The 26346-nt window shown below is 72.3% G+C and carries 20 protein-coding genes and 1 pseudogene; 4 read left to right on the forward strand and 17 right to left on the reverse strand.

What is annotated here, in order from left to right; genetic code table 11:
• Positions 1-132 precede the first annotated feature (132 nt).
• The 17 genes and pseudogenes from ACGF8B_RS27270 to ACGF8B_RS27350 form a co-directional block, all read right to left on the reverse strand.
• Positions 133-1470, reverse strand: a complete 1338-nt coding sequence (locus ACGF8B_RS27270) for an MFS transporter (RefSeq protein ID WP_392743572.1) — start codon at positions 1468-1470, stop codon at positions 133-135.
• Between the two features lie 422 nt (positions 1471-1892).
• Positions 1893-3320: a Cys-Gln thioester bond-forming surface protein gene (locus ACGF8B_RS27275; protein WP_392743575.1), complete on the reverse strand. Its 1428-nt coding sequence runs from the start codon at positions 3318-3320 to the stop codon at positions 1893-1895.
• A 249-nt stretch (positions 3321-3569) separates the two neighbouring features.
• Positions 3570-4334, reverse strand: coding sequence for an NADase-type glycan-binding domain-containing protein (locus tag ACGF8B_RS27280; RefSeq protein WP_392743848.1), 765 nt, complete (start codon positions 4332-4334; stop codon positions 3570-3572).
• Between the two features lie 687 nt (positions 4335-5021).
• Positions 5022-5084: pseudogene (locus ACGF8B_RS27285) on the reverse strand (zinc ribbon domain-containing protein); the annotation flags it as partial.
• Between the two features lie 4 nt (positions 5085-5088).
• Positions 5089-5652 (reverse strand): phage tail protein I, encoded by a 564-nt coding sequence (locus ACGF8B_RS27290; protein WP_392743577.1) that lies wholly within the window; start codon positions 5650-5652, stop codon positions 5089-5091.
• Positions 5649-7610 (reverse strand): putative baseplate assembly protein, encoded by a 1962-nt coding sequence (locus tag ACGF8B_RS27295; RefSeq protein WP_392743579.1) that lies wholly within the window; start codon positions 7608-7610, stop codon positions 5649-5651. Before ACGF8B_RS27295 ends, ACGF8B_RS27290 begins: the two co-directional genes overlap by 4 nt.
• Positions 7610-8035: a GPW/gp25 family protein gene (locus ACGF8B_RS27300; protein ID WP_124720822.1), complete on the reverse strand. Its 426-nt coding sequence runs from the start codon at positions 8033-8035 to the stop codon at positions 7610-7612. The genes ACGF8B_RS27295 and ACGF8B_RS27300 overlap by 1 nt, the downstream gene beginning before the upstream one ends.
• Positions 8032-8349, reverse strand: a complete 318-nt coding sequence (locus tag ACGF8B_RS27305) for a PAAR domain-containing protein (protein ID WP_342286006.1) — start codon at positions 8347-8349, stop codon at positions 8032-8034. Before ACGF8B_RS27305 ends, ACGF8B_RS27300 begins: the two co-directional genes overlap by 4 nt.
• Positions 8350-8481: 132 nt before the next feature.
• On the reverse strand, positions 8482-10248 hold the full coding sequence (locus ACGF8B_RS27310) for a VgrG-related protein (protein WP_392743584.1): 1767 nt from the start codon (positions 10246-10248) through the stop codon (positions 8482-8484).
• Positions 10245-10967: a LysM peptidoglycan-binding domain-containing protein gene (locus tag ACGF8B_RS27315; RefSeq protein ID WP_259929447.1), complete on the reverse strand. Its 723-nt coding sequence runs from the start codon at positions 10965-10967 to the stop codon at positions 10245-10247. The genes ACGF8B_RS27310 and ACGF8B_RS27315 overlap by 4 nt, the downstream gene beginning before the upstream one ends.
• Before the next feature lie 156 nt (positions 10968-11123).
• Positions 11124-11549 carry a phage tail protein gene (locus ACGF8B_RS27320; protein ID WP_093544217.1) on the reverse strand — a complete coding sequence of 142 codons (426 nt, stop codon included), beginning with the start codon at positions 11547-11549 and terminating at the stop codon, positions 11124-11126.
• 56 nt (positions 11550-11605) lie between these two features.
• Positions 11606-12040: a hypothetical protein gene (locus ACGF8B_RS27325; RefSeq protein ID WP_392743589.1), complete on the reverse strand. Its 435-nt coding sequence runs from the start codon at positions 12038-12040 to the stop codon at positions 11606-11608.
• A gap of 2647 nt (positions 12041-14687) precedes the next feature.
• Positions 14688-14846 (reverse strand): DUF6760 family protein, encoded by a 159-nt coding sequence (locus ACGF8B_RS27330; protein WP_164495324.1) that lies wholly within the window; start codon positions 14844-14846, stop codon positions 14688-14690.
• The gene (locus ACGF8B_RS27335) at positions 14843-15349 is read right to left on the reverse strand and encodes a hypothetical protein (RefSeq protein ID WP_392743592.1); all 507 of its coding nucleotides are present in this window, start codon (positions 15347-15349) and stop codon (positions 14843-14845) included. Before ACGF8B_RS27335 ends, ACGF8B_RS27330 begins: the two co-directional genes overlap by 4 nt.
• Positions 15346-15786, reverse strand: a complete 441-nt coding sequence (locus ACGF8B_RS27340) for a phage tail protein (RefSeq protein WP_124720830.1) — start codon at positions 15784-15786, stop codon at positions 15346-15348. The genes ACGF8B_RS27335 and ACGF8B_RS27340 overlap by 4 nt, the downstream gene beginning before the upstream one ends.
• Before the next feature lie 41 nt (positions 15787-15827).
• Positions 15828-17354, reverse strand: a complete 1527-nt coding sequence (locus tag ACGF8B_RS27345; protein WP_392743595.1) for a phage tail sheath family protein — start codon at positions 17352-17354, stop codon at positions 15828-15830.
• Between the two features lie 487 nt (positions 17355-17841).
• Entirely contained in the window at positions 17842-19152 is a 1311-nt protein-coding gene (locus ACGF8B_RS27350) for a hydrolytic protein (protein WP_392743597.1), read from the reverse strand.
• A 203-nt stretch (positions 19153-19355) separates the two neighbouring features.
• Here ACGF8B_RS27350 and ACGF8B_RS27355 point away from each other — a divergent pair, with 203 nt between their 5' ends.
• The 4 genes from ACGF8B_RS27355 (at position 19356) to ACGF8B_RS27370 (ending at position 26321) form a co-directional block, all read left to right on the forward strand.
• Entirely contained in the window at positions 19356-20084 is a 729-nt protein-coding gene (locus tag ACGF8B_RS27355) for a response regulator transcription factor (RefSeq protein ID WP_392743599.1), read from the forward strand.
• 200 nt (positions 20085-20284) lie between these two features.
• Positions 20285-23431 (forward strand): hypothetical protein, encoded by a 3147-nt coding sequence (locus tag ACGF8B_RS27360; protein WP_392743602.1) that lies wholly within the window; start codon positions 20285-20287, stop codon positions 23429-23431.
• Positions 23428-24177 carry a DUF4255 domain-containing protein gene (locus tag ACGF8B_RS27365; RefSeq protein ID WP_392743604.1) on the forward strand — a complete coding sequence of 250 codons (750 nt, stop codon included), beginning with the start codon at positions 23428-23430 and terminating at the stop codon, positions 24175-24177. Before ACGF8B_RS27360 ends, ACGF8B_RS27365 begins: the two co-directional genes overlap by 4 nt.
• Entirely contained in the window at positions 24174-26321 is a 2148-nt protein-coding gene (locus tag ACGF8B_RS27370) for an AAA family ATPase (protein ID WP_392743607.1), read from the forward strand. The genes ACGF8B_RS27365 and ACGF8B_RS27370 overlap by 4 nt, the downstream gene beginning before the upstream one ends.
• Positions 26322-26346 lie beyond the last annotated feature (25 nt).

Raw genomic sequence — 26346 nt, forward strand, 5'->3', positions numbered from 1 at the left:
GGCGTACCGGGGTTCACTCGGTGGCGGCCGCGCCTCACCGCGGATCGCGATCGCTGTCACTGTCGCCGCCGCCGTCGCCGTCGCGGGCACGAATGTCGCGGGCAGTGGCGTCAAGGGCCGGTCGGCAGCGCGTCAGGCAGGGGCGTCACGGGCCGGTTCGGCCGGGGCGGGTCGCTCCACCCATCGGACCACGTGGGGTACCACGAGCCCGACGGCGAGGAAGAGTCCGCCCATCAGCAGCCAGCCGGGGGTGCCCCCGTCGAGGCACGCCCAGGCCAGAAGGGCGGGTGCGGCGACACTCGTCAGTCCGCTGCCGATGCGGAAGACACCCGAGTACTGGCCCTGGGCGTGGGCGGGGGCCAGGTTGTAGCGCAGCTCGAACGAGCCTGCCGCGTGCAGGAGTTCGCCGAGGGTGTGGGCGCCCACGCCGAGGAGGATCAGCAGGACCGAGCTCCACGCGGGCAGGCCGGAGGCGAGGCCGATCAGGGACAGCCCGGCCAGGAAGGCCCAGCCCGAGCGGCGCCAGGCGCGTGCCGCGGAGGCGTTGCTCTCGATGCCCCGGCTCGCCCTGACCTGAAGGAAGATCACCATGACGGTGTTGATCAGAACGCTGGTTCCGACGAACCAGCGGGGTGCGTCGGTGTGTCCGACGATCCACAGGGGCAGGGCGAAGACCAGGACGGAGCCGTGCATCGACATGATGCCGTCCAGTGCGGTGATCACCATGTAGCGGTGGTCCTTCAAGGCCGTCCAGCGTCCGGTTCCGGGAGGGACCGGAACAGGAGGCAGGGCAGGAAGGCGGCCCACGACGACAGCCGTTGCCACGAAGCTCAGGGAGTTGCCCAGGACCAGGCACAGATACGCGGCATGCGTATCCAGCTGCACGACCAGTGCCGCCAGGAGGGCGCCGACGCTGGAGGCCAGGTTCACGACGGAACGCAGATAGGCCCGGAACCTGGCGGGTCGCTCGCCGGCGAAACCCCGCACGATGGGGCCGCGGGCCGCCTGGCTGGCCGAACCGGCGAGTTCCGTCAGGCACACCACCACCACGAACAGCCAGAAGGTGTGGACGAGGACCAGCATCGCCATGGCGATGGCCTGCACGGTCAGGGTCACCATGTAGATCCCGCGCGGTCCGCGCCTGTCGGCGATCCGGCCGACCGGAATCCCGGACAGCAGTCCCACCAGGCCGCCCAGGCCCATGCCGAGGCCGACTTGAGACACCGGCAGCCCGACCGACCGGGTGAAGAACACTGCGGCACTGAGCATGAACACACCGCTGCCGAGCATGTTGATGAAGCTGGCGGTCGCCAGCGTGCGCCTCGGGCCGCGCTCAAGCAGGATGCCGCGCGCGACAAGCCGGCTCTCCCCACTCCCCCTGTTCCCTGAGCTTCCTGGGCCTCCTGGTCCTCCTGGTCCTCCGGTGGACGGTTCTTCGGGCACACGATCCGCGGCATCCGCCGTCAACATTCCCCCAAGTGTCCGATCGCTGTCTCTCACAACAAGTGGGGTGTGCGCTCGAAGCCTTGACCGGCACATCGCCGGGACCTTCAGCGAGCCGGCACCCCCACCGACGAGGGAGTATGAAGAGGCGAGGACACCCGTGGAAAGGCGTCGCGCCCGGGGGAAGAGTCACACGGGAATCGGGAACAACCCCCACGACGAGGAGCGTTCAGATATGTGAGGGCGTCACCGCGGAACCATGCGCAACCAACACGAATCACCCAACGCCTCCTTGATCCGGCCGGGGCACCGTCGGCGGGCCCGTGGCCGAGGTGGACTCCCGTGGCGCGGACGCGGCGTACGACCCGCAGCCGGTCGCCCGGCAGCACTTCGCCCCGCCGGACGACCGGCGGGGCGAAGTGCTGGGGCCGGGCCCCGGAGTTCGTGGGCTACTGGCCCGCGGCCTTCTTCCGGCGGAGGAAGAACACGGCGCCGCCGCCGAGCACGACGAGGGCCGCCGCGACACCGGCGATCACCGGCGTGGCGGAGGAGCTGCCGGTCTCGGCGAGGTCACCGTCGCCGGTGGCGGAGCCGGTGGCCGAACCGGTCGAACCACCGGTGGCCGGGCTCTCGGACGTGACCGGGGTGGGCGACTCGGACGGGGCCACGGTGGGCTTGGTGCCCGGGGTCGCCGTCTTGCAGTCGAGGACGCCCTTGAAGCTCTTCTCGAAGCCGTTCGGGCCGGTGATGGTGAAGTCGTAGGCCGCGTCCTCGGCGACGGGGACCGTCACCGTCTTGGTCCCACCGGCGGGAACGGTGTACTTCGCGCCCTTGAGGTCGAAGGTCCAGTCCTCGTCGCCCTCGTTGGTGGCGAGGACGCTCACGCCGCCCTTCACGCAGTCGTTGGCGACCGAGACGGCCGGGACGGCACCCTTCTTGGCCCATGCGGCGGTGGCCTTGGCGGTGACCGACGAACGGCTGGAGCCCGCCAGGATCAGCGTCTGGCTGGGGCCGTCGGTGCTGACGAAGGCCCGCCCGAGCGGCACCTCGGTGCCGGCCTGGGCGATCAGGTCGGTGGAGCCGTCGGCGGAGCCGGCGGGCACGTCCAGGAACACCTGGGAGCCGTCGCCCGCGGACTCGACCGGCTTGCCGTCCTTGTCGACGATCCGGGAACCGGCCGGGGCGCCGGGGGCCAGGGAGAGCGTGGCCGCCGACGAGTTCGTGCCGACGGTGATCGGTCCGAGCTTGTCACCGGACTTGCCCGCGACGGACGACGGGGAGAGGCTGAGCGACGCCTCGGGCTCCTTCAGGGCTTCCGCCTTGTCGAGGAGGTACTCGGTGAGCAGCTTGGCGTCGGCATCGGCCGGGGTGGCGGTGACCTTGTCCGAGAAGTGCCAGATCGCTGCCTGCGTCGCCGCGGCGGCGTCGCCCTTGTCGAGACCCTTGGCGCCCACCTTGCCGGCCAGGTCGTTCACGCCGACCTTCGGGTAGGAGTTCTCCAGGATCCAGAGGATCTTGCCCGCGTCGGCGTTGTTGTGCAGCGACGACTCGCCCCAGCCGACTTCCTTGTAGTTGTAGCCCTGCTTCGCCCCGGTCCGCAGGTCGATGCAGTACGTCGAGAGCGTGCCGCCCTGCTGGACTCGCATCTCGAAGAGCCCGGCGCGGCCGACGGACCAGCGGCTGCCGTCCGTCTCCTTGATTTCGACCTGGCCGTAGTCGGTCATGCCGCCGAGCTTCGCCGTGGCTCCGCCCGTACCCCGGGTGTTCTCGTCCGCTGCCGCGGAACCGGCCGTGGCTATCGCACCTGTCACGACCAGACCCGACGCCAGGGTCGTGGCGGCCAGGCGGGCAACGCGCCGCCGGAAGATAGAGATCATGGAATTCCCCTCTAGGGCAGGCCACTCCGCGTGGTCATTGCATGCGGAGGTGCCTGCGGAAGACTCAAAGGGCATATGCACGCCCCGAGTACGCGAAATCCTAGAGACGGAAATCCCGCTGCTTCCGGGCCATATGGCTCAGATAAGGATTCCGAGTCGGAATCGTGACCAAGAGGGAGGCGGAGCACGGAACGTGACAGAGTCACAGTGATCCCGCCCCGCCCCCTCTCGACTGCGACCCTGCGGGTCTCAGGTGCGTTTGAAGAACTCGACCTCCCCGACCGCGATCGGCCGCCCCTCGCCCTGGCCGGCCGCGGCCTTCAGTACCAGCTGGACGGACACGACGTCGCTGATCCCGGTCCGTACCGTCTGCCGGCCCGGCTTGTCGGTGAGCGTGACCGCCTTCTTCCGGAGCTCGCCGTCCTTCGTGGTGATGACCAGTTCGGCCTTGGTGGGCCTGGCCCCCTGCCGGAATTCCTCGGGCTTCGTCGACACGCCCGTGTACACCACGACGCCGACCAGCCGGAACGGCTTCTCGAAGACGCACGTCAGCGACGAGCCGAGGGCGGGCGCGCCCCAGTACCTGTTGGTGAGCCCGTCGATGGCGGCGGATGCCGGGTGGCCGGGGGTGTGGGCGCTCGCGGTGGCATCGGCCGGGCTGATCTCCGCCGTGCCGCCGAGTTTGTCCCGTACGTCCTCGAAGACGTAGCGCCCGGCGGGTACGAGCAGGAAGCCCGCGATCAGCAGCCCGACGATCACCAGCGCCAGCACGGTCCGCCGCAGCGCCCGGCCCGATCCGTTCCTGACCCGGCGGCGGAACGGCCACACCGTGCGCCACCAGGGCAGCGGTGCGGGCTGCTCCCGGGTCCGCAGCGGTGCGGCACAGCGGCGGCAGAACTTGCGTTCCGGCAGGTTCGGGGTGCCGCATGCCGGGCAGGGTGGCCCCTCCGGCTCCTCGTCCGCCGCCACGGGCCGCACGACGGGCCGCCGGACGATCGGCTGCGCCGGCTGCACCGCGCCCACCTGCTCGTCCGCAGCCGGTGAGTCCGGCCGTACGGGGGCCGGTTGCGCCGGTCGTACGGGGGCGGGCTGGGGCGGTCGCGCGGGCGGCGCCGGGGCCGTTGCGGGCGGTCGCGCAGGGGGCGGCGCCGTTGCGGGCGGTCGCGCAGGCGGCGGCGCCGTTGCGGGCGGTCGCGTGGGCGGCGGCGGTGCCGTTGCGGGCGGGACGGACGGTGGCTCGGCGGGGGCCGGGGCCGGTGACTCGGGCCGTGCGTCGGGCAGGGCTCCGGCCGAGGGTGGTGCGGGCTCCGGGTCGGGCAGGGCCTCGGGCACGGGCGGAGTACCTGCCGCGGGGCCGGCTGCCGGGTGCGCCGGGGCTGACGGCCCGGCAGGACCCGCCGCCGGGGCGGCCGGTTCCGTCGGGGCGGCCGGTTCGGTCGTGGGGCTGGAGGGCTCGGCCCCGGGACCGGCGGGTTCTGTTGCGGAACCGGCCGGTTCCGCCATGGGACGGGCCGGGTCGGTCGTGGGACGGGCCGGTTCGGTCGTGGTGCCGGAAGGCTCCGTCGCCGGAACGGCGGGCGCCGTCGTCGGAACGGCCGGGGCCGGCTCCGGAACGGCGGGCTCCGCCGTAGCTGGAGGGGCGGGCTCAGCCGTGGCGGGAGGGGTTCGCGGCGTCCGGGAGGACCAGCCCAGGTAGGAGCCGCAGTTCCCGCAGAATTCGTCGTCCTCGCGGTTGGCGGAACCGCACGCCGGACACGAGCGCATCGCGTCAGTCTCCTGTCTCGTCCGGTGGGCCCGGCAGGATCTCCACCCGGCATGTGAGGTGTACGGGGCACGAGGCGGCGACGACGTCCCGGACGCGGTCGGCGTCCACCGGTCCGCCGTGCGGCGCCCAGACCCGTACCAGCAGTTCCCCGGTCGGTGCCGGGGGCAGTCCGGCGCCGGGACGGGACGACCACGCGGCGCCGCCGCCGTCCTGGATGTCGGCGTGCACACCGAAGCAGAGCCGCAGTTGCTCGACCAGTCCGCGGCGGGTGCCTCGCCACCGGTGCAGCTCGACGGCGCGGGCGATGACGGCCCTTCGCAGCTCCTCGGGCCACTCCGGATCGACCTCGGCGGCCACCCACGACGAGAGCCAGGGCAGGAAGTCGGCAGGGGTCAGCGACGGGTCGAAGTAGGCGGGAAGGTTGTCCAGCGTGGACAGGACCGGCGCCAGGACGGTGTCCAGGCCCGCCGTGAACCGCTGGGCCAGGTCGTCGTCCGCGTACAGCGCCGGCAGCAGCCCGCCGATCGGATAGCGGCTGGCCAGCCCGGGTACGGCAGCTCTGGTCATGAGCCGTCACCGGCCGTGCTCGCGGTGACCTCGACCTGGTGCTGGTGCGAGAAGACCAGTGCGCCGGGGGCGACCTCGATCCGGTCGACCGCCGCCCCGCGCCGCCCGGTGATCGGGTCCGCGGGGAACAGCCGCACCTCGTCCACCAGGCCCACCCCCCGCACGCCCTGGAGCACGGCGAAGATCTCGCCGTACTGCACCGGCCTGCCGAACGGCCATCCCGTCCCGTCCGCCCCGCCGCGCAGCGGGTCGATGTGGCGGAACAGCGCCGCGATCGCGTCCGCGCGGACCCGGTCGACGTCACCACCGCTCGTCACCAGCCTGGCGACCACGGTGACGCCCTGGTACGCGGGCGGTTCCACCAGCAGCCGGGTGCCGAGCAGGCGTCGTTCGTCGAGCCGCGCCGTGACCGTGGAGAGCACCGGGTCCGACGGGATCAGCTGCTCGAACCGGAGTTGGCCGCCCTGGTCGATGACCGCGTCGGGAACCACCAGTACCCGTACCGCACCGGCCTCCCCCGCGACGGCGGGAACGCAGCGGACCCTGCGCAGGGAGGGCGCGGCCTCGCGGGCGATGGCCTCGTAGTCCCCGGCCGTGACCGCGCGTTCCTGTACCCGGAGGATGTTGGGCGCCCGGATCTTGGCGTTCTCCACGGTCTCGCCGTCGACCCCGCCGCCGGCCGCCTCTCGGTTGTCCACGCCCGCCACGTACGGCACCGAGCTGCGCAGTACGTTGATGGCGCCGCGGGCGACGTTGCCGGCCGCCCCGCCGCCCGTGCGGTAGCGGGGGACGCGCAGTTGGGCGCCCTTCTCGGGCACCGCACCGTAGGAGCGCATCGTGCCGTCCGGTTCGCGTACCTCGGGCGGGAAGGCGAACTCCCCCGACACCGCGTCGATCCGCACGTGCCGGTCGTGCGGGGCGGAGGCCCCGAAATGCTCCACGGCCGTCCAGACCTGCCAGCCCTCCGCGGAGGAGACCTGGACGACCGGCGGCTCCCCGTCCAGCAGCAGCGGCGCCCGGCTCACGGAGAACCGCTGCCCGGCGACGCCCTCGGAGACGCCGAGCGGCACGTCGAGGACGGTCTCCGCGTGTTCGACGTCCGCCGTGCCGCCGACGGTGAAGACCTCGGCCTCCCGGATCGTCGGCGACTCGGAGTAGAACGGCTGGCCCGGCTCCGGAGCGGTGACCCGGCAGCGCAGCCAGCCCGCCCGGGTCCCCGCGGTCACCGAGGCGGTGTGTCCGGCGGGGACGAACACGATGATCTCACCGGGCCTGTTCAGCCCGCCGGTACTGTCGGTACCGGTCCGGCAGGTGATCCAGCGGGCACCGTCCCACGCCTCCCAGACCAGCGGCGGCTGCCGCGGGTCGACGCCGACGCCCTCCACCCGGCTGTCCAGACGGACCGCGACGATACACCGGGGTACGGCGGTGGGCAGCCCGAACAGCAGGGCGTCGCCGGGTTCCGGCCGGGGCTGGAAGCACGGGATGTCCTTGCCCGCGCCGAGCGGTGCGGTGCGGTCGGTCTGGTCGCCCGACACCGGCGCGGTGACCAGCCGGATCAGCGAACTCGGCACGATCGGCAGTTCCTCGGAGGTGGAGAACACCACCGCCTCCTCGGTCTCGCCGCGTGAGGTGGCGACCTCGGTGCCCGCCGGGAGCCGCACGGTCTCCGGCTGCGGCGCGGAGAGCCAGAAGTCGACCTCGGCACGGGCCACCGTCGGCGGGAACAGGGTGACGCCCAACAGGTCCAGGAAGGCCGAGTAGTTCTTGTCCGGTACCCGGTTCAGCCGGTACAGCAGCTGGTCGACCATGTACGCGAACGTCTCGATGAGCGTGACCCCCGGGTCCGACACGTTGTGGTCGGTCCACTCGGGAGAGCGCTGCTGGACGTACCGCTTGGCCTCGTCGACGAGTTGCTGGAACCGGCGGTCGTCCAGATTGGGTGAGGGCAGGGCCATCAGCGCACTCCCGTTTCTTCGGAGCCCTCGGAGGACGGAATGGTGTAGAAGGGGAAGACCAGGTTGCGCAGGTCGTTGGTGGCCCGCACGGTGTAGTGCACGTCGATGTACAAGGTGCCCTCCTCGATGGCGTCGAAGGCGATCACCACGTCGGTCACCTCGATGCGCGGCTCCCACCGCTCCAGCGAGGTGCGGACCTCGTGCGCGATGCGCCCGGCGGTGGCGCCGTCCCCGGGTGCGAAGACGTAGTCGTGGATGCCGCAGCCGAACTCCGGGCGCATCGGCCGCTCGCCCGGCGCCGTGCCGAGCACCAGCCCGATGGCCTCCTCGATCTCCCGGTCCCGCTCGACCATGCCGATGCCCCCGGTGGCGCCGACCCGCAGCGGGAAGCCCCAGCCGCGTCCGATGAACCCGCTGCCGCTCACATCGGGCCCCCGATCAGGACGTTCAGCGCGCCGCTGACGACGGACCCGCCGCAGCTGGTGTTGTCCCGCATCCGGGCGGCGGGCAGTCCGCCGATCAGGACCTGACCGGTGACCGCGGCAGCCGGATTGGGCATGATCACATTGCCCGGCCCGAGCGCGGCGTGATGGGGGATGACGCACACGTGCAGGCTCCCGGTGACGGCCGCGGGCCGACCGCCGATCAGCACGGTGGCGACAGCCACCGCACCCGGGGGCGGGGTGCCGATGACGCCGCCGTGTGCGGTGCTGTCGCCCGTGCGAGCTGCGGGGGGCATGATCTCTTCTCCTTGCTGTGATGGGACTTCGCTGTGCGAGGGGCTCGGTCGTGATGGGGTTCGTTGTGGAACGGGGTTCGTCGCGGAAGGGGCTTCCGCGGCCGTCGAGCGGCACGGGCCCGGGTGCAGGCCTCAGTTGATCCGGATGAGCTTGGCCTTGAGCACCGCGAGCAGACCGCCGTCCACCGTGACCCCCGTCTTGCCGTTGATGGTCACCGAACGTCCCTTCACGTTGACGTCCCCCGTTCCGGCGTCGAGGGTGATCCCGGACGAGGAGAGGGTCACGGAGCTCAGCGCACGGGTGCCGCCGCGGGCGAACACGGTCAGGGCGATCTCGCCCCGCCGCTCGTCCAGGGTGATATCGAGTCGCTTGTCACCGGTGGCCAGCCGGACGCCGGACGGTCCGCGCGGGGCGTCCAGCAGTTCCAGCCGGTTACCCGAACGGGACACCAGCGAACGGCGGTTGACCTTTCCACTGGTCGGGTCGACCAGCGGCACGTCGTGCGGCGAGGGCTTGTCCACCCCGTTGTAGAGGCCACCCAGCACATAGGGGCTGTCCAGCATCCCCTGCTCGAACCCGACCAGCACCTCGTCGTTGACCTCGGGGCTGAACACCCCGCCGCCGCCCTGCCCGCCCCACTGCACCGTACGGACCCAGTCGGTCACGTAGGTGTCGTCGAGCCAGGGGAACTTCAGCTTGACCCAGCCCCGTTCGGTCTTGCCCTCGCGGATGTCGGTGACCACACCGATCGCGAGGCCGGGCATCCGCGGGCCGCGCGAGGGTGCGTTGGAGCCACTGGTCAGCCCCGCCAGCGAGCGGTCGGGCGCCGCGCTCACCTGCACGGTGGTGCGGTAGCCGCCGTTCGGTTCGAGCACGTGGTGGGCGGCGGTCGCCGTGTAGCGTCCGGCGAACGCGGGCCCGACGTTGCCGAGGGCCACCGGCAGGCCCGCCTTCAGCCGGGGGTTGCCCTCGGCGACCGCCTCGATCTCACCGAATCCCGAGCTCACCGACGCGGCCACCGACCCGGCCACGGCCCTGGCCTCGGCCTGGGTCCGGTACGGGGTGTCGGTGACCGTCATCCGGGCGCCCGAACCGAACGCCCCGGCGGCCAGCGACGGGCTCATCCCCGGGACCACGGTGTCGCTGCGGACGGACTGCTCGCGTGCCACCAGCCGGGTCTTGGTGTCGACGTTCCAACCGCGCACCTCCACACTGTCCGCCCCGTCCGCCCCGGTCAGCACGGCCCGCAGGGCCAGCAGGTTGCGCCCGTACTCCAGAACCATCGGGTGGCGGGTCGCGGAGGTGGCGGGCGAGGGCGCCGACGAGGCGGGCTCGGGCTTCACGAACTGCAACAGGCCCTTGTCGTCCACCCGTACGTGTGCGCCGCTCTCACCCGCGAGGTAGTGGAGGAACTCCCAGTCCGAGACGTTGGGCTGGGTCAGCTGCTTGTACATGATGGGCGCGGCCTCGATCTTCCCGCAGCTCAGCCCGGCACCGGCGGCGACCTTGCGGACGATGTCCGCGGTCTTCATGTTGCGGAAGGCCACCACCTTCCGGCCGCGCTGGAGCCGGTGTGCCTTGGAGAAGGCGCGCACCACGGTGAACGAGCCGGTGGTGTCGCTGTCCAGCTCGACCGCCGTGACCTCGCCGGTGAACAGCCGCTCGCGCACCCGCTCCTGCACGGTGACCACGGAGATCTTCAGCGGCGTGCCGATGGTGATTCCGGTGGCGGTGAGCAGTTTGTGATCGGGGTCGCGGTAGGTCAGCACGGCGGCGTCCGGCAGGCCCACGTTCTCGTCCACCACACAGCTCACCAGCTGGGCCACCCAGGCCGCCGGCAGCTCGCCGGGGGCCTCGACGATCGGATCCGCGGCGAAGGAACGCCCTGCGGCGGTCACCGGCCGGCCTCCGAAGCACGGTCTTCCAGTCCGGGCACGACCAGCTCCCTGCCGGGTGTCAACTGCATCGGGTCGTCCACGTCGTTGGCCTCCGCGATGGTGCGCCAGGCGGTGGCATCGCCGTACTCCCGCCAGGCGAGCAGCGGCAGACTGTCCCCGGCCACCACCCGATGGGTACGGCGCGCCTCCCGCGAGCCCGAGGTGGGGTTCTGGCCGGCCGGATCGACGCTCGCCTCCTCGATCGAGAGCGAGCAGGTGGCGCGCAGCGGCTTCCCGTCGACGTCGAACAGGGTGTACGAGACGGAGAGGTTGGACATCACGCCGTCGAACGAGGTCGTCTTCGACGTGCCCCAGTCGAACCGGACCCAGGGGCTGGCGGGCGTCTTGCGGGCCAGGCTGCTCGGGGTGGGTACACAGGCCGTCATGAGTTGTTCCACCGCCTTCTCCACCGAGTTGTCATGGGTGGCGGTGGCGTCCAGGAACACCTCCAGGGACAACGACCGGGGCCCGCTGCCCACGAATTCGGGCAGTGCGGACTGGCCCGCCATCCGGGACGGTGTACGCCGCCACTCGGTGCTCTTGCTCAGCGACAGCTTCGCGGGGTTGAACTGCAACGTGATCCGGGCGAGGCTCCCGCCGGGCTTGGCGCCGACGGTCGCCGGCGGTTCCATGATGGTCAGCTGGGCGCGAGCACGGCTCGTACGGACAGCGGGTGACATTGCGTTCCTCCTTCCCGGTCTTCTCCGGTGTCGGTGTCGGTGTCGGTGTCGGTGTCGGTGTCGGTACCGATGTCGGTACTGGTTTCGGAGTCGGTGTCGGTGTCAGTACCGGTTTCGGTGTCGGTGTCGGTTCCTGCTAAGGCATGTGGCGGAGCGTCAGGAAGGTTCCAGCCCCTCGTGTGCGATCTCCAGCGTCTCGATCGCCGCCTGCGAGTTGGCGGGGTCGAAGGACGGTCCCTGCCAGCGGACCGGCACGATCCCCTGCACCTGCCAGCTGATGATGCGGCTGAGGTCGGGGCGGAGCGCGACGATCTCGCCGTCCTTGGGCTCGACCCGTTGGATGGTCTCGTTCAGCCAGCGCGCGATCTTGAGCGTGTCGGCGGTGACGGGGCGGGTCAGTGTGATGTTGGTCCAGGTGATCCGTCCCGGCAGCTGCCAGGTGAAGCCGTTGTTGCCGCCCTCGGCGTACTGCTCCATCTCCACCTCGGCACCCAGACCCGAGCAGGTGTGGAAGGCCCCCAGGTCGCTGCCTCCGATGACGAGCTTGAAGAACACACTCGTCGCGAAGATGTTGTCCGTCATGTGCTTCTCTTCTTCTCTGCTGTCGCCACGTACGTTGCGGAAGGGAGCGGGCCTTGTCAGCGGCGGCCGTCGTACAGCCGTCCGGTACGTTCCCGCCCTCTGCGCAGGTCCGCGCGGATCAGCCGGCTCACCGGATCGATCAGCCGACGGGCCAGTTCCTCGATGTCCGTCGCGGTGACCCGGTTCGCGGTCGCCGGGTCACCGGTGGCCGGCGTGTCCTGGCCGGCCGGAGTGGTCCGGGCCGGCGGACCGGAGCGTCGCACCGGAACCGCCCGCACCGGGACTCCGGTGATCCCGGCGTCGGCCGCCACTCTCTGGAGCACTTCGGCCGTGGCCCGGGAGGCTGGGGTGGCGGCGGCCGGCGCGGCAGCCGGTGCCACGGCCCGGACGGGGCCCTGTGCCGTGGTCCGGGTGGGGTCCGGTGCGCGTTGCGGAACCCGTACCGCGAGGGTCGGTGGCCCGGAGGGCGCGGACCCGGCGGACTCGGGCATCGGTGCGACGGTGCCGGGAGTGGCTGATTCGGGCACCACCGGGAACGCCACCCGCTGCACGGGCGCGACGGCCGCGCCCTGCCGGTCCGTCCCGGGCGGGTGCGGACGAACCACCGGGACGGGCCGCGCGGCCGACCCCACGGGCGGGGTGCCCGGAGCGGCAGGCGCGGGGCGCGCCGGGGGCGGTGTACCGGGGCGGCGGGCGGCATGTGCTCCTGCGGGGCCCTGCTCCGGCGGGTGCGCGTCGGTACGGGACGGCGCTGTCGCGGGTGCTCCTGCCGCGCCCTCGCGTGGCGAACGCTGTACGAGCCGCAGGAGGGAACGGGCCGGCCCCGGGCCGCGCCCCGGTCGCGGGCCGGGCTTGGTGCCGGATCCGGCCCCGGTTCCGGCGTCGCTGCCGGGCATGCGGCCGGGGACACTGGGGGCCGTTCGGCCCGCGGGCGCACCGCTGGTCCCAACGGTGCCGGGCGCCGGGTTCCCGGACACGAGGCGCTGGGCAGTGCCGCCGGGGGCCGGCCCACCGGTCGCCGCCCCCGGGCCGGCGGCACGGGGGCGGCGGGTCGGAGTGGGCTCGGTGGGGCGGGTCTCGGTGGGGGTGGGGCGGGTGGGCGCGTGAGGAACGGGCTGCCGGGGTGCGGCGCCCGGCTGCGCCCGGTCTTCTCCACCACGCGGGTTCCCAGGCCCCCGCGAGGACGGCGAGGACGACGAGGACTGCGACGGCGCTTCGGACCCTGGCTGCCTTACGTCACGGCGCCAGGTGGCTGCCACTACGGGCCTGGCCGTGCTGCCCGCCGCCCTCTGTGCCGAAAACCCCTCGGCGGAGCCGGTGCTCACGTCCAGGGCCCTGCCCGCCAGGAGACCCCGCGACCGCTGAACGACGACCGCCGGTCCCCCGGCACCGGCGGTGGGCCCGGCCGCCCGCCCCTCCTCCCGCTCCCGGGTGATCCTGCGGACACGTACCGGCGCGACGGGACCGGACGGAGACGCCGAGGAGGACGGCGCCGGGCCGGCGGGGGGCGTGTTCGGACGCGCCGGGTCCACGACGCGCTGGACGGCCGCAGGTCCCGGTGCGGACCCGCCGGACCCACCGGACCCACCGGGCCGAGCGGGCGTGGTGGACGAGCGAACCGGCATCCCGGCAGGCGCGTCCGGGGCCTTCGGTACCGGCTCGACGGCTGCCGAGGCCGGGGACGAGGCCGGGGACGCAGTCGACGGCGGGGGCGCGCTTCCCGGCCGCGCCCGACGCCGGTCGCCGAGCAGCGGTGCGTCGTTCTGGAGCCTGGCGGTCGACGGAAGCGAGGTGAGCGGGGCACCGATCCCGCCACGGGCGCGGGCCGGTGAGCCGGACACGTCGCGCGGCGACGGCCGCGGAGCAGGGGACTCCGGCACCCTGCCGCCGGCAGGGGGAGGCTGACGTACCGACGGCCCGGCCGCCCCCGGCGACGACGTGTCCGCCGCAGTGGCCGCCGTGTCGGATGCCAGGCGTTGCAGTACGGGCATGGCCGCCGCTCCCTGCCCTTCCGGGGCGGACGGCACGACTCCGCCCGACGCCGCCGGGCCGGGGGTCACGGCCCCGGTGGGCAGCTCCCGTAGCGGCTTGCCCAGAGCGGGACGCACCGGTGCGGCGGTGGGACCGCCGGCAGTCCGGTCCGTCGGCAGGACGGCGCCCGGCGGGGCAGCGGGAGCCGCATCACCGGATCCGCCCTGCTGCTCAGCGTTGTCGGAGGCGGGTGCGGCGGCCGCAGCGGAGGCCGTCGGCGGCAGTACCCCGGCCATCCGACGCAACGCCATCGCCGGACGCCGGGCGATGATCAGCGGCGGGGCGGTCCGCCGAGGACGTACGGCGGCGTGCCCGGCCCGCCCGGGCGAAACCGGTGCCGGTGCGGTGTCCGTGGCCTGCTGTGACGCCGACGCGGTGGCCGGTTCCCGAGCCGTAGCCGCTCCCGCTCCCGGAGCCGCGCTGCCCGCCGGGGCCGCTGCTCCCGCAGTCCTCCCCGCGATGGCACCGCCCGCACGGTCCTGGTGCCCGGGATCCCCGTTCCCGGAGGAGCCGGGGGACTTCGTGCTGCTCGACCTCTGGACCGGCGTGGGGGCCGAGGACCGCCCGCGCGCCCTGTCGCTGCCGCCGCCGGTAGCCCTGCCCGCCGGGGCGGACGCCTGGCCCGCAGCGGCTTCCGCCTCCCCGTCCGTCCCGACCGGGGCGGCGCGCAGCAGCAGCGGCCCGCCGGGGGCCGTGGATCGTGCGCCGCCAGGACGGGCGACACCGTGGATCAGACCCACCGGTGCGGACGGCAGTACGGCATGGCCGAGTTCGCCCGAGAACGCGAGGTTCTGCCAGGACGCGAGGCCGTCCCGGAACCGCAGGCCGTCGCTCACCCCGATCGAGGACCGGGCGACGGTCACCGCAGGCGGGGCGACCCGCCGCCAGCCACCGTCCCAGTCGCCGTCGCCCTCGCCGGAGCCGCCCCGGGGACCGTCACGCCGATCGGCCCCGATGCCGTTCCGGCCGGGCTCCGGTTCCGGAGCGACGGCAGGGGCGGACGCGGGGCCGGCGCCGGCCCCGGCTCCGTCCCCGGACCTGTCCCGGGAAGGTGTCGGAGGCTGCTGTCCGCCCCCTCGGCGGAACCAGTTCCCGAGACCCACACGATCACCCGCCTTCGTTGACGCGGGTGTTGATCCGCGCTATCTCCCGTACCCACTCCTGACGTTCGGCGTGGGTGAGGTCGAGAATGTCCTCTCGTGGCCAGTGGAAGTGGTAGGCGACGTACGCGATCTCCTCCCGCAGCCGGGGAAGCGCGTACGTCACGATTCCCCCAGGCGCCCACCCGAGAGGTCCACCTCGAACGACCCGTGGCACAGCGGGCAGGTCACCGCGGCGTGCGTGTGGCCCTCGCTGTTGATCCGGCGGTAGAAGTCCTGGAGGAACGCCACGTCCGTGGCGTACATCCGCTCGACGACCCCGGCGTGCACATCGGTGATGGTGCCGAGCTGGGTGATCACCTGGCTCAGCAGCACCACCGACAGGTACGCCGGGTTCTCCTTCACCCGCAGGTCGATCTGCGGGCGCAGCTCGTCCCGTGCCGTCGCGAGCCGCATCGACCCGTGCCGATGGACCTGGCCCTCGTCGTCGACGTAGCCGCGCGGGAGCTCGAACTCGAACTCCGTACGCAGCTCCTGCTGGTCCCGGTCACGTTCCCGGGGCCGCGCCGCAGCCGGTGCGGGAGCTTCCTCGCCCGCGGCGGACGGGCCGGCCGCGAGGCTGTCGAGGACTTCGTCGAGCCCGCCCGACGTAACGGTCCTGCGCCTCATTCGACCACGATCTCCTCGAAGGTGATGGTCACCGTCTCGGTCGCGGCACTGGACTCGCCGGCCTTCAGCGACGGACCCTCCCACTTGCTGGCCCACCCCTGCATCAGCTGGATGCGCCGGACCGTCTCACCCTTCGAGTCCTTGATCTCGATGGTGAGGTTCTGGCGCGCGGTGTCGACCGCACCGTTGTTGAGCGTCTCCTTGATCCATTTGGTGAACTCGCTGCTCTTGTCGAGCCCGCGGGTGATCGTCACCTCGCCCGCCTGGCGTGCGCCGGGCTGCTTGCGGATGATCTGCTTGCCCTCGGCGGTCACTTGACGGACCTCGACGACTTCCTCCTCGACGGTCAATCCGCTGATCTCTTGGATCGACTCGACGAGATAGCCGCCCAGCTGCACGCCGAAGACGTGGGTGGAAAGAGCGTCGCCCTCTGCCATGACTCTGTGTCACCTGTTCTGTTCGGGGGGACCCTGTCGGGTCACTCGTTGACGAGGCTCGTGCTGTCGGAGAACTGCGCGAGGCGGAAGATCACGAATTCCGCGGGCTTCACCGGAGCCACGCCGATCTCGCACACGACCTGGCCGAGGTCGATCGACTCCTGCGGATTGTTGTCGCGGTCGCACTTGACGTAGAACGCCTCCTCGGCCGTGCGTCCGAAGAGGGCGCCGCGGCGCCACTCCTCGGTGAGGAAGGCGGTGACGTTGCGCCGGATGCTCGACCAGAGGCGGTCGTCGTTCGGCTCGAACACCACCCACTGGGTGCCCAGGAGGATCGACTCCTCCAGGTAGTTGAAGAGGCGGCGTACGTTGAGGTAGCGCCAGGCCGGGTCGGACGAGAGGGTGCGTGCGCCCCAGATCCGGATGCCGCGGCCGGGGAAGGCGCGCACGCAGTTGACGCCGATCGGGTTGAGCAGGTCCTGCTCGCCCTTGCTGAGGCGGATCTCCAGGTCCAGCGCGCCGCGGATGACCTCGTTGGCGGGGGCCTTGTGCACACCGCGCTCACCGTCGCTGCGCGCCCAGACTCCGGCGACGTGACCGCTGGGCGGCACCAGGGAGTTGTGGCCGGTGGCCGGGTCGAAGACCTTGACCCACGGGTAGTACACGGTGGCGTAGCGCGAGTCGTATCCGGCGTCGTCGTTGCGCCAGGTACGGACGCGCTGGGCGTTCATGCCCGGCGGGGTGTCCAGGATGGCGACCCGGTCGCCCATCTGCTCGCAGTGCGAGATCACGGCCAGCTGGACGGCCTTGACGCCGTCGGCGTCGATGTCCCCGCGCTGGTAGGCGCTCATCAGGTCCGGGACGGCGACCATGGTGATCTCGTCGATCGCTTCGAGGCCGGCGAACCCGGTGCGGGCGGCGGCGTCGCCGACGTATTCGGACGGGTCGAGCCGTGCGACACCGGCTCCGGGGGCTGCGGCGGGTGCCAGCGGGAGGCTCTGGTTCCCGGGGCGGGTCTGGGCCGTGCCGGGCTGCTCGGTGACCTGGATGAGCTTGGACTGGCGGGCCTGGGTGACGAGATAGCCCTTGACGTTCTTGCGGCTGGAGGCGTCGTAGGTCTCCACCACCTTGCCGGCCTGCCGCACCAGCAGCCGGAACCGGTCCTCCGGGGGGTTCTCGCCCTCGGCGTCGGTGATCTCGACGGTGAGGTCGGCGCTCGTACCGGGCCGCGCCGAGACCTGGAACCCGCCGAGTGCGGCGGCAGGCGCCGGCTCGGACACGGAGTTCCGCGCCGAGTCCTGCGCGGGGCCGCCGATGCGCACGATGTACGCGGCGCCGCCGCCGTTGGCGAAGTAGCCGTAGACCGCGGGGGCCAGATAGGTGTCGGCGGTGAAGGTGCCGAAGGTCTGGACGTACTGGTCCCAGTTGGTCACCAGCGTCGGCTGGTGGAAGGGGCCGGACTCCGCGAAACCGACGAAGGCTGCGACCGCGGTGCCGACTCCCTCGATGGGCCGCGCACCGGACTGCACCTCCTCCACGTAAACACCCGGGGTGAGGTACGACGGCATGCTCGCTCCTTCGCGTGGTCATTCGTTCGTCGCCGAGTCTTCCTCGGCGGCTGTGGCGGACAGTAGGTCTCAAGGTCCTGGGCACGGGGCAAGGGTGCTGCCTTCCCGGGCACCCCGGGGGGCAGGAAATACTTCCCTTCGCGGGCCGGGCGCCCGACGGCCGGCACATTTCCTGTTCCGGCCATGTGACAGCGGTGTGAACAATGGATTTCCGGAACCCACTCACCAGGGCAACGGCCGGTGTCCCGGGGGAAATTCGGGTACCCGGCCGCCGGTGTCGCATCGGCGGAAATCAGCCAGAATTCTCGGGCCTCGACGGCTCTGTCGGGCTTTGGCGACCGGATCCGGTCCTCGACCACCCTTCCCCACCTCCCGATGTGGGCAGGGGAAGGAAACCGCCAAAGACCGGCAAGCCGGGTTTCCTTGGAACGGGATGTCTGCTGTTCTCATCTTCTGCGGAGGAAGCAGGAGGTCAGACGCTTTGTTACTACGGTGCGACGTCGCTCAGCTCACCGCTGACATTGAGCACCTGGTGGCATTTGGAAGCCTGAGTTCCGGTTGCCGGGGTGCCAGGTTTGTTGCAGGTCACGGAGGCGGTGACGGTGTCGTTCTCCTGAATCTCGATGGGGGTGACCCAGTGATAGTCCTGGTTGCGGAAGGTCTCCAGAGCAATGGTGGTGATCTTCCGCTTTCCGAAGGAGATCGTCAGCACGCCTTCGTCACCCTGGAAGTTCGCCACCACGATGTCCGTGACTCCGAACACCTTTCCTTCCGGAACCTTGTACGTCCCCTTCTTCTGGGCCCCGGACCCGGTCTGCACATCGATCGTCGCCGAGCTCTGCTGGGTGCCACCGGTCCCGCCACCCGTCCCCGAGCCGCCCGAACCGGCTCCCCCGGACGTGCCGGGCTTGCCCTTCCCGTCACCCTTGTCCTGCCCCTGACCGCCGGTCGGGTCGCCCGTACCGCCGTCCGCCGAACCCTGCTGCCCGTCGGGCTTCTTCTCCTGGGCGGCCTCGTTCGCCGCCTGCTTCGCGGTGCTCCGCACCGCCGGCCTCACCAGCGCGAACCACGCAAGCAGCAGTGCGAGCAACGCGGCCAGAACGATCAGCAACCACCGTGGCAGGATGGGCCGTTGGGCGAACTCGCCGGGCAGCGTCTCGGACCTGCCGACCCGCTCGCCGTCGGTGTTCCCCTCGCTGCCCTCGGCTGCCTCGACCTCGAAGGGCCAGGTCACCGGCTGCCCGAACCAGATCAGTTTCCGGGCCCGTACCCGCAGGCCGGCCTCGGCGGACTCGCCCGGTTCCAGGCGCTGTTGGCCCTGGGTGAAGGCCAGACGGAGTTCCTCCCCGGCCTGCTTCCCGGAGAGCGCGATGTCGACCGGGGTGTTGCCGCGGTTCTGCACCGCGGCCCGGAAGCGGGCACCCCGCCAGCCGGAGCGCCGGCCCGGGTCGAGCTCCGCCCGGAGCTCGTGGAACGGTGCGACGATCACCGTGGCCTCGGGCACCGCCACCGATTCGGGGTGCTCCGCGGGCAGTACACGGACACCCAGGGGTATCTCGCCGGCCCGGACCTCGTGGGATCTGGGCGGCGCGAGCCGTACGGTCACCACTTCGGAGGTGCCCGGGTAGAGGGACACGCGGGCCGGCTCGACGGTGCTCCAAGCGGCGCAGTCGCCGACCACTTCGAGCGTGTACGCCTCGACGATGTCACCGTCGTTGCGCACCGTCAGGGTCGTCGTCGCTTCGGTGCCGGGCGACACCGTCACCGTGGGCGTTTCGAGTTCGGCAGATGTGGTCACGATGCGACGGTAGGCCCAACGTGCGGCCGCGCAGCAGAGACGCGAGGGCAACGAACGGGCAGGGGTGGTGCCCCGGCGGCCCAACTGCACGATGTCCCGGCGAGCCCTCCCCGGGCCCGGTCGCCCTGCCGGGACGGACGCGGTCGAGATCGGAATCCGGCGTATCGGACGGAAGTACCTGAGGAAGACAGGCACGCAGAAGAATGACGACAGCAGCAGAAACGAACGGCCGGGCAGTGGATCGCGGAACGTTCCGCAGATCCGCCGCCCCGGCGTACGCCGCCGTGGACAGTGCCCCCGAGGCCCCCCGGGGCAGAGTCTCCGTGGCGGTGTACGCGGAGGACCTGATACTGCAGACCGGCGTGGTCCAGCAATTACGCCCACGGCCGGAGATAGAGCTGATCCCCGAGTCCGAGGCGGACCGGGCCCAAGTCTCCCTGGTGGTGGTGGACATGGTGAACGAACCCACCGTCCAGCTCCTGCAACGCCTCCAGCGCAACACCTCGACCCGCACCGGACTCGTCGTCGGTTTCTTCGAATCGGGCGCGCTCCAGACCATGATCGAGTGCGGCGTCGCCGCGGTGCTGAGACGCGGCGAGGCCGATCAGGACAGCCTCGTCCACCTGGTGACGGCGATGGCGAACGGTGAAGGAGTGCTGCCGGGCGACCTGCTCGGAAAGCTCCTCACCCATGTCAGCAGCCTCCAGCGCACGGTCCTCGACCCCCGGGGACTCTCGCTCTCCACCCTCACGACGCGGGAGGCGGAGATGATCAGGCTGGTGTCGGAGGGCTACGGCACCGCGGAGATCGCGCAGAAGACCTCGTACTCCGAACGCACCGTCAAGAACGTGCTGCACGAGGTGGCGACCCGGCTCGAACTGCGCAACCGGGCCCATGCCGTCGGCTACGCCATGCGACACGGACTCATCTGAGTCCCGCCGGCGCGCTCCCGTGCGGCGACGTCGCACGGGGGGCGCCGGTGTTCGCGGAAAGGAGCGGCCGGGCGGGGCAGAAGCGCGCCGCAAAGGGCAACCTCCCCTTCCCCCGGGCCGGGTACTCGGGACCTGTATTTGCCCCGGGGTGAGCGGGATGCTTGTCGTGGAGAGTCATCGACAGAACTGTGAGGTGGGCCGTGACCGGCACCGCTGGCCCGGCGAGGAAGACCCGGCTGGGCCGACTGACAGGAGCTGTGGTGCTGTTGGCACCGCTGCTGGTTGCGGGTTCCGCGTCCGCACCGCAGGGTGCGCCGAGACTCGCCGCGGCGGCGGACGAGAGCCCCGCGGATGCCGGACGCATCACCTACGCCGGTACCGGACACCGCAGCCTCGGCCGGGTCTCCGACCCGGCCACCAGTGCACCGCTGTTCGGCACCGGCCCCGCCCACTACGACCAGGATCCCTTCGCGCGCGGTGAGACGGTGGTCTTCACCAGCCTGCGCGACAGTCTGCGACCGCAGGTGTACGTGCGCGACGCGGGCGGCGCGGTGCGCAGGCTCACCACCGACCGGGACGCCGGACACCCCGAACTCTCCCCGGACGGACGGACCGTGGTGTTCGACTCCGCGGAGCGGGGACCGGGTGATGTGGTCCAGCGTGAGCTGTGGACAGTCGGGATCGACGGCTCCGGTCTTCGACGGCTGACGGACACCCCCAACAACGAGACCTCGCCGACGTTCTCCCCGGACGGCTCGCGGATCGCGTACTCCTGTGACTCCGGTCCCGGGCGGAACGGGCTGATCTTCGAGATGGCCGTGGCCGGCGGCGCGGCAAGGGTGATCAGTGACGGCCCGGCCGGCGACGCCACCGAACCGGCGTGGAACCCGGTGGACGACGACACCCGCCGCGCCCGGGTCGCGTACACCCTCACGACGGACGCCGAGACCGGGCCCCGGCTCCGGGTGACCGAGGGAATCGGCAAGGACCGTCCCCTGCTGGCGGGTGTCCAGGCCGGCTGGCGCACCCGCTCGGCCGCCTGGCTGCCGGACGGGAACGACCTGCTCATCCTGAGCCCCGACACGACCTGCGGGTGCAAGGACTACGACCACGTCTACCGGACGACCGCCTTCGGCGAGGGCGAGCCGAGCCTGAAGCTCGGCGAGGACCGCAAGGTCGAATCGCCCACCTGGACCGGGTCCATGGACACCGGGACCGCCATCGTGGCACGGCGGACCCACCTGGAGGAGCACGAGGCGACGCTCCAGGACGTCCGGCAGGACGGTTCGGACCCCCGGGACCTCGGACTCCCCATCCTCAAGGAGGACCCGGACGCCGACTCGAACGAGGATCCCGCCAAGGACCCGCTGTTCAACCCCAGGGACGACTACGACCCGTGGACCGAGCGGCAGAACTACACACCGGACGGCCGGCGCATCGTCGTGACCCGCTTCGAGGGCAATGCGAAGGAGCGCGTCGAACGGATCTGGCTGGCCGACGCGGACGGCACCCACGAGACGGCCGTGCCGCTCGCCGGACGCGGTCCGCGCGACTGGGACACCGACCCCACGTTCTCGCCGGACGGCACCAAGCTGGCGTTCACCAGGACCTCACCGGGCGGGGTCGGCGAGGCCGCGGGGCCGAGCAGCATCCTCATCGCGGACGCCGTCTCGGGAGCGATCCTGGGCACGATCGTGCCCCCGGCCGGGCAGTCGACCGGCGGGGACGCCCAGCCGACGTGGTCGTCGGACGGCACCACACTCGCCTTCACCCGTAACCACGTGATCCGGGGTCTCGGCGGCATCAAGCACGTCTGGACGGTGCCGGTGGCGGCGCTCGACCAGCAGCGCGACCTCAGCGCCACCATCTGCCCCGGTGAGTGCAAGAAGATCGACGACAGCCCGGCCTTCTCCCCCGACGGCAGCACGATCGCCTTCAACCGCAAGGACGGCGGCGGCCGGGTCAATGAGCGCGACGGGATCATTGTCACCTCGCTGGACGGCGGCGACTGCCGGGTCGTGCTGCCGGCCGTCCGGCGCGGCGACCCCGACGCGTGCCACCAGGAGATCCCCGACACCTCACTGACCGGGCCCTTCCAGCCCCGCGACGTGGCCTGGTCGCCGGACGCGGAACGGCTGGTGTTCAGCTCGCGCAGGGCGCTCGCGCCGAACTCCCCGGAGCAGCTGTCCATGCTCGACCTCGCCTCGGGCGGTCTGACACCGTTCGGTGAGCGGATCGGCGGGCGGCAGAAGGAGCCCGGCTTCCAGCAGTCGGTCGACCTGGCCCTGACCGCGCCGCCCACCGGCCCCTCGGTGGAGGTCGGTTCCTCCGTCACGGTGCCGGTCACCGTCACCAACCGGGGACCCGCCGCCGCGCCCGGCACCGTACTGACCGCCGACGCCCCGCCCGGGGTGCGGCTGGAGGAGCTCACCACCCCGGCCGGCACCTGTGCCACCGACTCGCCCCAGTGCGAACTGGGCGTGCTCCGGCCCGGGGAGAGTGTGGAGGTCACCGCCCGGCTCACCGGCGTGACGAGCGGCGACCAGCGGATCGGCTGGTCGGTCACCGGAGCCGTGGTCGACCCGAACCCCACGGACAACGCCACCGAGACGGTCGTCCCGGTCCAGGACGCGCCCCCGGCACCGACCCCCACCCCGACGCCCACACCGCCCCGGCCGCCGGCCCCCGAGCCGCCCGCGCCCGAGGCGGGGCCCGGTCTCACGGTCCGGGCCCAGCCCAGCCCCGGCTACGTCGGCGGTCGGGTGGTCGTGACGTACACCGTGCGCAACGGCCGCAACGCGCTCGCCACCGGGCTGCGGCTGAAGCTCGGGCTGCCCGCACGGATCCCGGCGGGTCCGCTTCCGCCGGGCTGCAAGGACGGAGTGTGCACCCTGCCCGATCTGACACCGGGCGCGTCCACGGTCGTGCGGGTGGTGCTCAAGCCGGATCAGGCGCTGCGGACGACCATCACCGGAACGCTGACCACGACCGGCACCGACGCCGACACCGGCGACAACGTCGCCAGGAAGCCGCTGCGCATCCTGCAGCCCCGGATCATCGCGGTGCCCGCCGTCGGCAAACCGGGGTTCGTCACCTCGGTGCGCGGCAAGGACTTCCCGCCCGGTGCGCCCGTGAAGCTCACCTGGAAGCCGGGGATCACGGCGACCGCACCGCCCGCCTTCCCGCGCCGGGACGGAACGTTCATCGCGCAGTTGCTGATCCTGGCGAAGGACCAGACGGGGCCGCGCACGATCACCGCCTCGGGTCCGGGGTTCGGCCCCGTCACCACGCCCTTCCTGGTGGTGGCCGGGACCATCGTCCCGCCGGACGAGGTGGGACGCCGATGATCCACGAGGTCGATGAGGGGCTGCGGCTGTTGCTGGTCGACGCCGGGCTCCAGGAGAGCGGGGTGGACCTGGTCTTCGACGCACCGACGAAGGACTGGTCCGCCCGGCGCAACGCCCCCACGATCAGTGTGTTCCTGCACCGCATCCGTGAGGACGCGAGCCGCCGCCGCACCGGCGCGGCCGAGGAGCACGACGAGGAGGGAGTGGTGATCGGCCGGCGCACCCCGCCGCGCTGGTACGAGCTGACGTATCTGGTGACCGCGTGGACCAATCGCCCGCAGGACGAACACCGCCTGCTCTCCGAGGCGTTGCGCTGCCTCGTGCGGTCGGACGCGCTGCCCGCCCGCATGCACACCGGCAGCCTCGCCGAGCTGGGGCTGACCGTGGAGATCGAGGCGGCGGGCCCGGGTACCGACGGGCCGTCCGCCTCGGACGTCTGGTCGGCGCTCGGCGGTGAGCTCAAGGCCGCGATCGACCTGCGGGTGTGGGCGCCGCTGGCCGGTGAACGGACCGCCGCGGGACCGCCGGTCACCGAGGGACTGGTGGTGAGGAGCACGCCCAAAACGGATGGCGACCACCCGGACGGCGAAGGCACGGACGGCGAAGGCACGGACGGCGAAGGCACGGAGCCGGGGCGCCGGCTGCGCTACGACGGGGCGTCCGACCCCGGCGGGCAGGGCTTCGCGGCGCAGCGGCAACGGCAGCTGCCGCCCGGCCGGCGCAGGCGTGGGGGCGCGGCCCGGTGACCACGACACAGGGCGCCCGTGCCGTTCCCGGAACGGCCGACGCCCCTGCCTCGGTGGTCGAGGACCTCTGGGAGCGGCTGGTCCACGTGGAGCAGCGGGTCAGGAACGCCGTGGCCGCCAGACGGGCCGCCGACCCGCAGCCGGACGATCCGTACCGGGGGCAGTACCTCACCCCCGAGGCGGCCGGGCGGATCGTGGCGGCCCGCGACGCGTTCGCGCCCGTACCGGCGTACGCCTCCGGGCCCTCGCCGCAGTCCCCGCCGGGGAGCCGCATCCACCGGCTGGCCGGGAGCTTCGGCCTGGTGCCGCTGGACGTCGACCTTCTGCTGGTCGCGCTGGCCCCGGACATCGACAGCCGGTTCGAGCAGCTCTACGGCTACCTCAACGACGACCTGACCCGGCGCAGACCCACCATCGGGCTGGCGCTGGAGCTCTGCGGGCTGCCCGCCGCGAGCTCCGGCCGTTTCCGGTTCTCCCCGTCCGCCCCGCTGGTCACGGGTGGACTGCTGGAGGTCAGGGACGCCGAACGCCCGCTGCTTTCCCGGGTGTTGCGGGTACCGGACCGGATCGGCGCGCACCTTCTCGGCGACGACGAGATCGATGGGAGGCTGCGCGGCCTGGTCCGCGCGGCCGGGCCCGGCGCGCGGCCGGAGCCGGGCCCGGACAGCGGGCCGGAGGTGCTGCGGGTCGCGGCGGCACTGGGCACGGGCAGCGGTCTGGTGCATCTGCTCGACCGGGGCGGCGACCCGGGGAAACTGGCGGTCGAGGCGCTGCTCGCCGCGGGGCGTCGTCCGCTGGTGGTCGACATCGCGGAGCTGGCCGCCCTTCCCGAACCGGCGGAGGCCGTACGGACGCTGGCGGCCGAGGTCCGGCTGAGCAACGGCGGGATCGTCCTCGGGCCGCTCGAAGCGCTCGCCCCCGAACGCCCCGAGCGGGCCCGGCTGCTCGGGGCCCTGTGCGCGGCGGTCAGCGGTACCCCGCTGCTCGCGTACGGGAGGAAGAACTGGGATCCCCTGTGGGCCGGGGAGAGTCCGGTGCCGGTCCACGTCCTGTCCCCGGGCCCGACGGGCCTGGCACGGCAGTGGCGGCAGGCGCTCGCGGAGGCCGGCACGTCCGCCGGGCTGCCCGCCGGGAGCAGGTCGGCCGACGAGGAGGTCATCGAGGCCACCGCCTCGTACCGGCTCGACTCCGAGCAGATGCGCAAGGCCGCCGCGGTCGCCTCCCGGCTGGCCGTCCTGGAGGACCGCCCGGTGGACGTGCGGGATCTGCGCACGGCGGTCCGGGCGCAGAACGGCGCCGGGCTCGAACGGCTCGCCCGTCGCATCGAGCCCGCGGTCGGCTGGGACGACCTCGTGCTGCCCCCCGCGACCCGTCGTGAGCTGTCCGAACTCGCCCTGCGCGCCCGTCACCGCGAGCAGGTGCTCGGTCAGTGGCGGATGCGGCCGGGCGGCGGCCGGGGGCGCGGCATCATCGCGCTGTTCGCGGGCGAGTCCGGCACCGGCAAGACCATGTCCGCCGAGGTGGTGGCGTCGGAGCTCGGCATGGAACTCTATGTCGTGGATCTGTCGACGGTGGTGGACAAGTACGTCGGTGAGACCGAGAAGAACCTGGAACGGATCTTCGCCGAGGCCTCCGACGTCAACGGCATCCTGCTGTTCGACGAGGCGGACGCCATCTTCGGGAAGCGTTCGCAGGTCAAGGACGCGCACGACCGGCACGCCAATGTGGAGTCGGCCTATCTGCTCCAGCGGATGGAGTCCTTCGACGGCATCGCGGTGCTCACCACCAATCTGCGCGGCAATCTCGACGAGGCGTTCACCCGGCGACTCGATGTGATCGCGGAGTTCCCCATGCCGGACGCCCGGCAGCGGCTGGCCCTGTGGGACCGCTGCCTCGGCACGGCGATCCCCCGCGAGGCCGGGCTCGATCTGGAGTTCTGCGCGGGCCGGTTCGAGCTGGCGGGCGGCTCGATCCGTGCCTGTGCGGTGACCGCCGCCTACCTGGCGGCGGAATCGGGCCGCCCGCTCGGCATGGAGCAGATCGTCTCGGCGGTGATCCAGGAGTACCGCAAGCTCGGCCGGCTGGTCCGGGAGAACGAGTTCGGTACATGGCTGGACGGCGGGCGGGCAGGCGGCGGCGCATAGCGGATCCCCTGTGCCCCGGGCACCC

The sequence above is a fragment of the Streptomyces sp. NPDC047917 genome (genome assembly GCF_043204345.1).
Taxonomy (GTDB): domain Bacteria; phylum Actinomycetota; class Actinomycetes; order Streptomycetales; family Streptomycetaceae; genus Streptomyces; species Streptomyces sanglieri.

Bases quoted from the DNA above. Each gene is read 5' to 3' on its own strand.
- ACGF8B_RS27270 (WP_392743572.1), bottom strand. From the start codon at position 1,470: ATGTTGACGGCGGATGCCGCGGATCGTGTGCCCGAAGAACCGTCCACC.
- ACGF8B_RS27275 (WP_392743575.1), bottom strand. From the start codon at position 3,320: ATGATCTCTATCTTCCGGCGGCGCGTTGCCCGCCTGGCCGCCACGACC.
- ACGF8B_RS27290 (WP_392743577.1), bottom strand. From the start codon at position 5,652: ATGACCAGAGCTGCCGTACCCGGGCTGGCCAGCCGCTATCCGATCGGC.
- ACGF8B_RS27295 (WP_392743579.1), bottom strand. From the start codon at position 7,610: ATGGCCCTGCCCTCACCCAATCTGGACGACCGCCGGTTCCAGCAACTC.
- ACGF8B_RS27305 (WP_342286006.1), bottom strand. From the start codon at position 8,349: ATGCCCCCCGCAGCTCGCACGGGCGACAGCACCGCACACGGCGGCGTC.
- ACGF8B_RS27315 (WP_259929447.1), bottom strand. From the start codon at position 10,967: ATGTCACCCGCTGTCCGTACGAGCCGTGCTCGCGCCCAGCTGACCATC.
- ACGF8B_RS27320 (WP_093544217.1), bottom strand. From the start codon at position 11,549: ATGACGGACAACATCTTCGCGACGAGTGTGTTCTTCAAGCTCGTCATC.
- ACGF8B_RS27325 (WP_392743589.1), bottom strand. From the start codon at position 12,040: ATGCCCGAGTCCGCCGGGTCCGCGCCCTCCGGGCCACCGACCCTCGCG.
- ACGF8B_RS27335 (WP_392743592.1), bottom strand. From the start codon at position 15,349: ATGAGGCGCAGGACCGTTACGTCGGGCGGGCTCGACGAAGTCCTCGAC.
- ACGF8B_RS27340 (WP_124720830.1), bottom strand. From the start codon at position 15,786: ATGGCAGAGGGCGACGCTCTTTCCACCCACGTCTTCGGCGTGCAGCTG.
- ACGF8B_RS27345 (WP_392743595.1), bottom strand. From the start codon at position 17,354: ATGCCGTCGTACCTCACCCCGGGTGTTTACGTGGAGGAGGTGCAGTCC.
- ACGF8B_RS27355 (WP_392743599.1), top strand. From the start codon at position 19,356: ATGACGACAGCAGCAGAAACGAACGGCCGGGCAGTGGATCGCGGAACG.
- ACGF8B_RS27365 (WP_392743604.1), top strand. From the start codon at position 23,428: ATGATCCACGAGGTCGATGAGGGGCTGCGGCTGTTGCTGGTCGACGCC.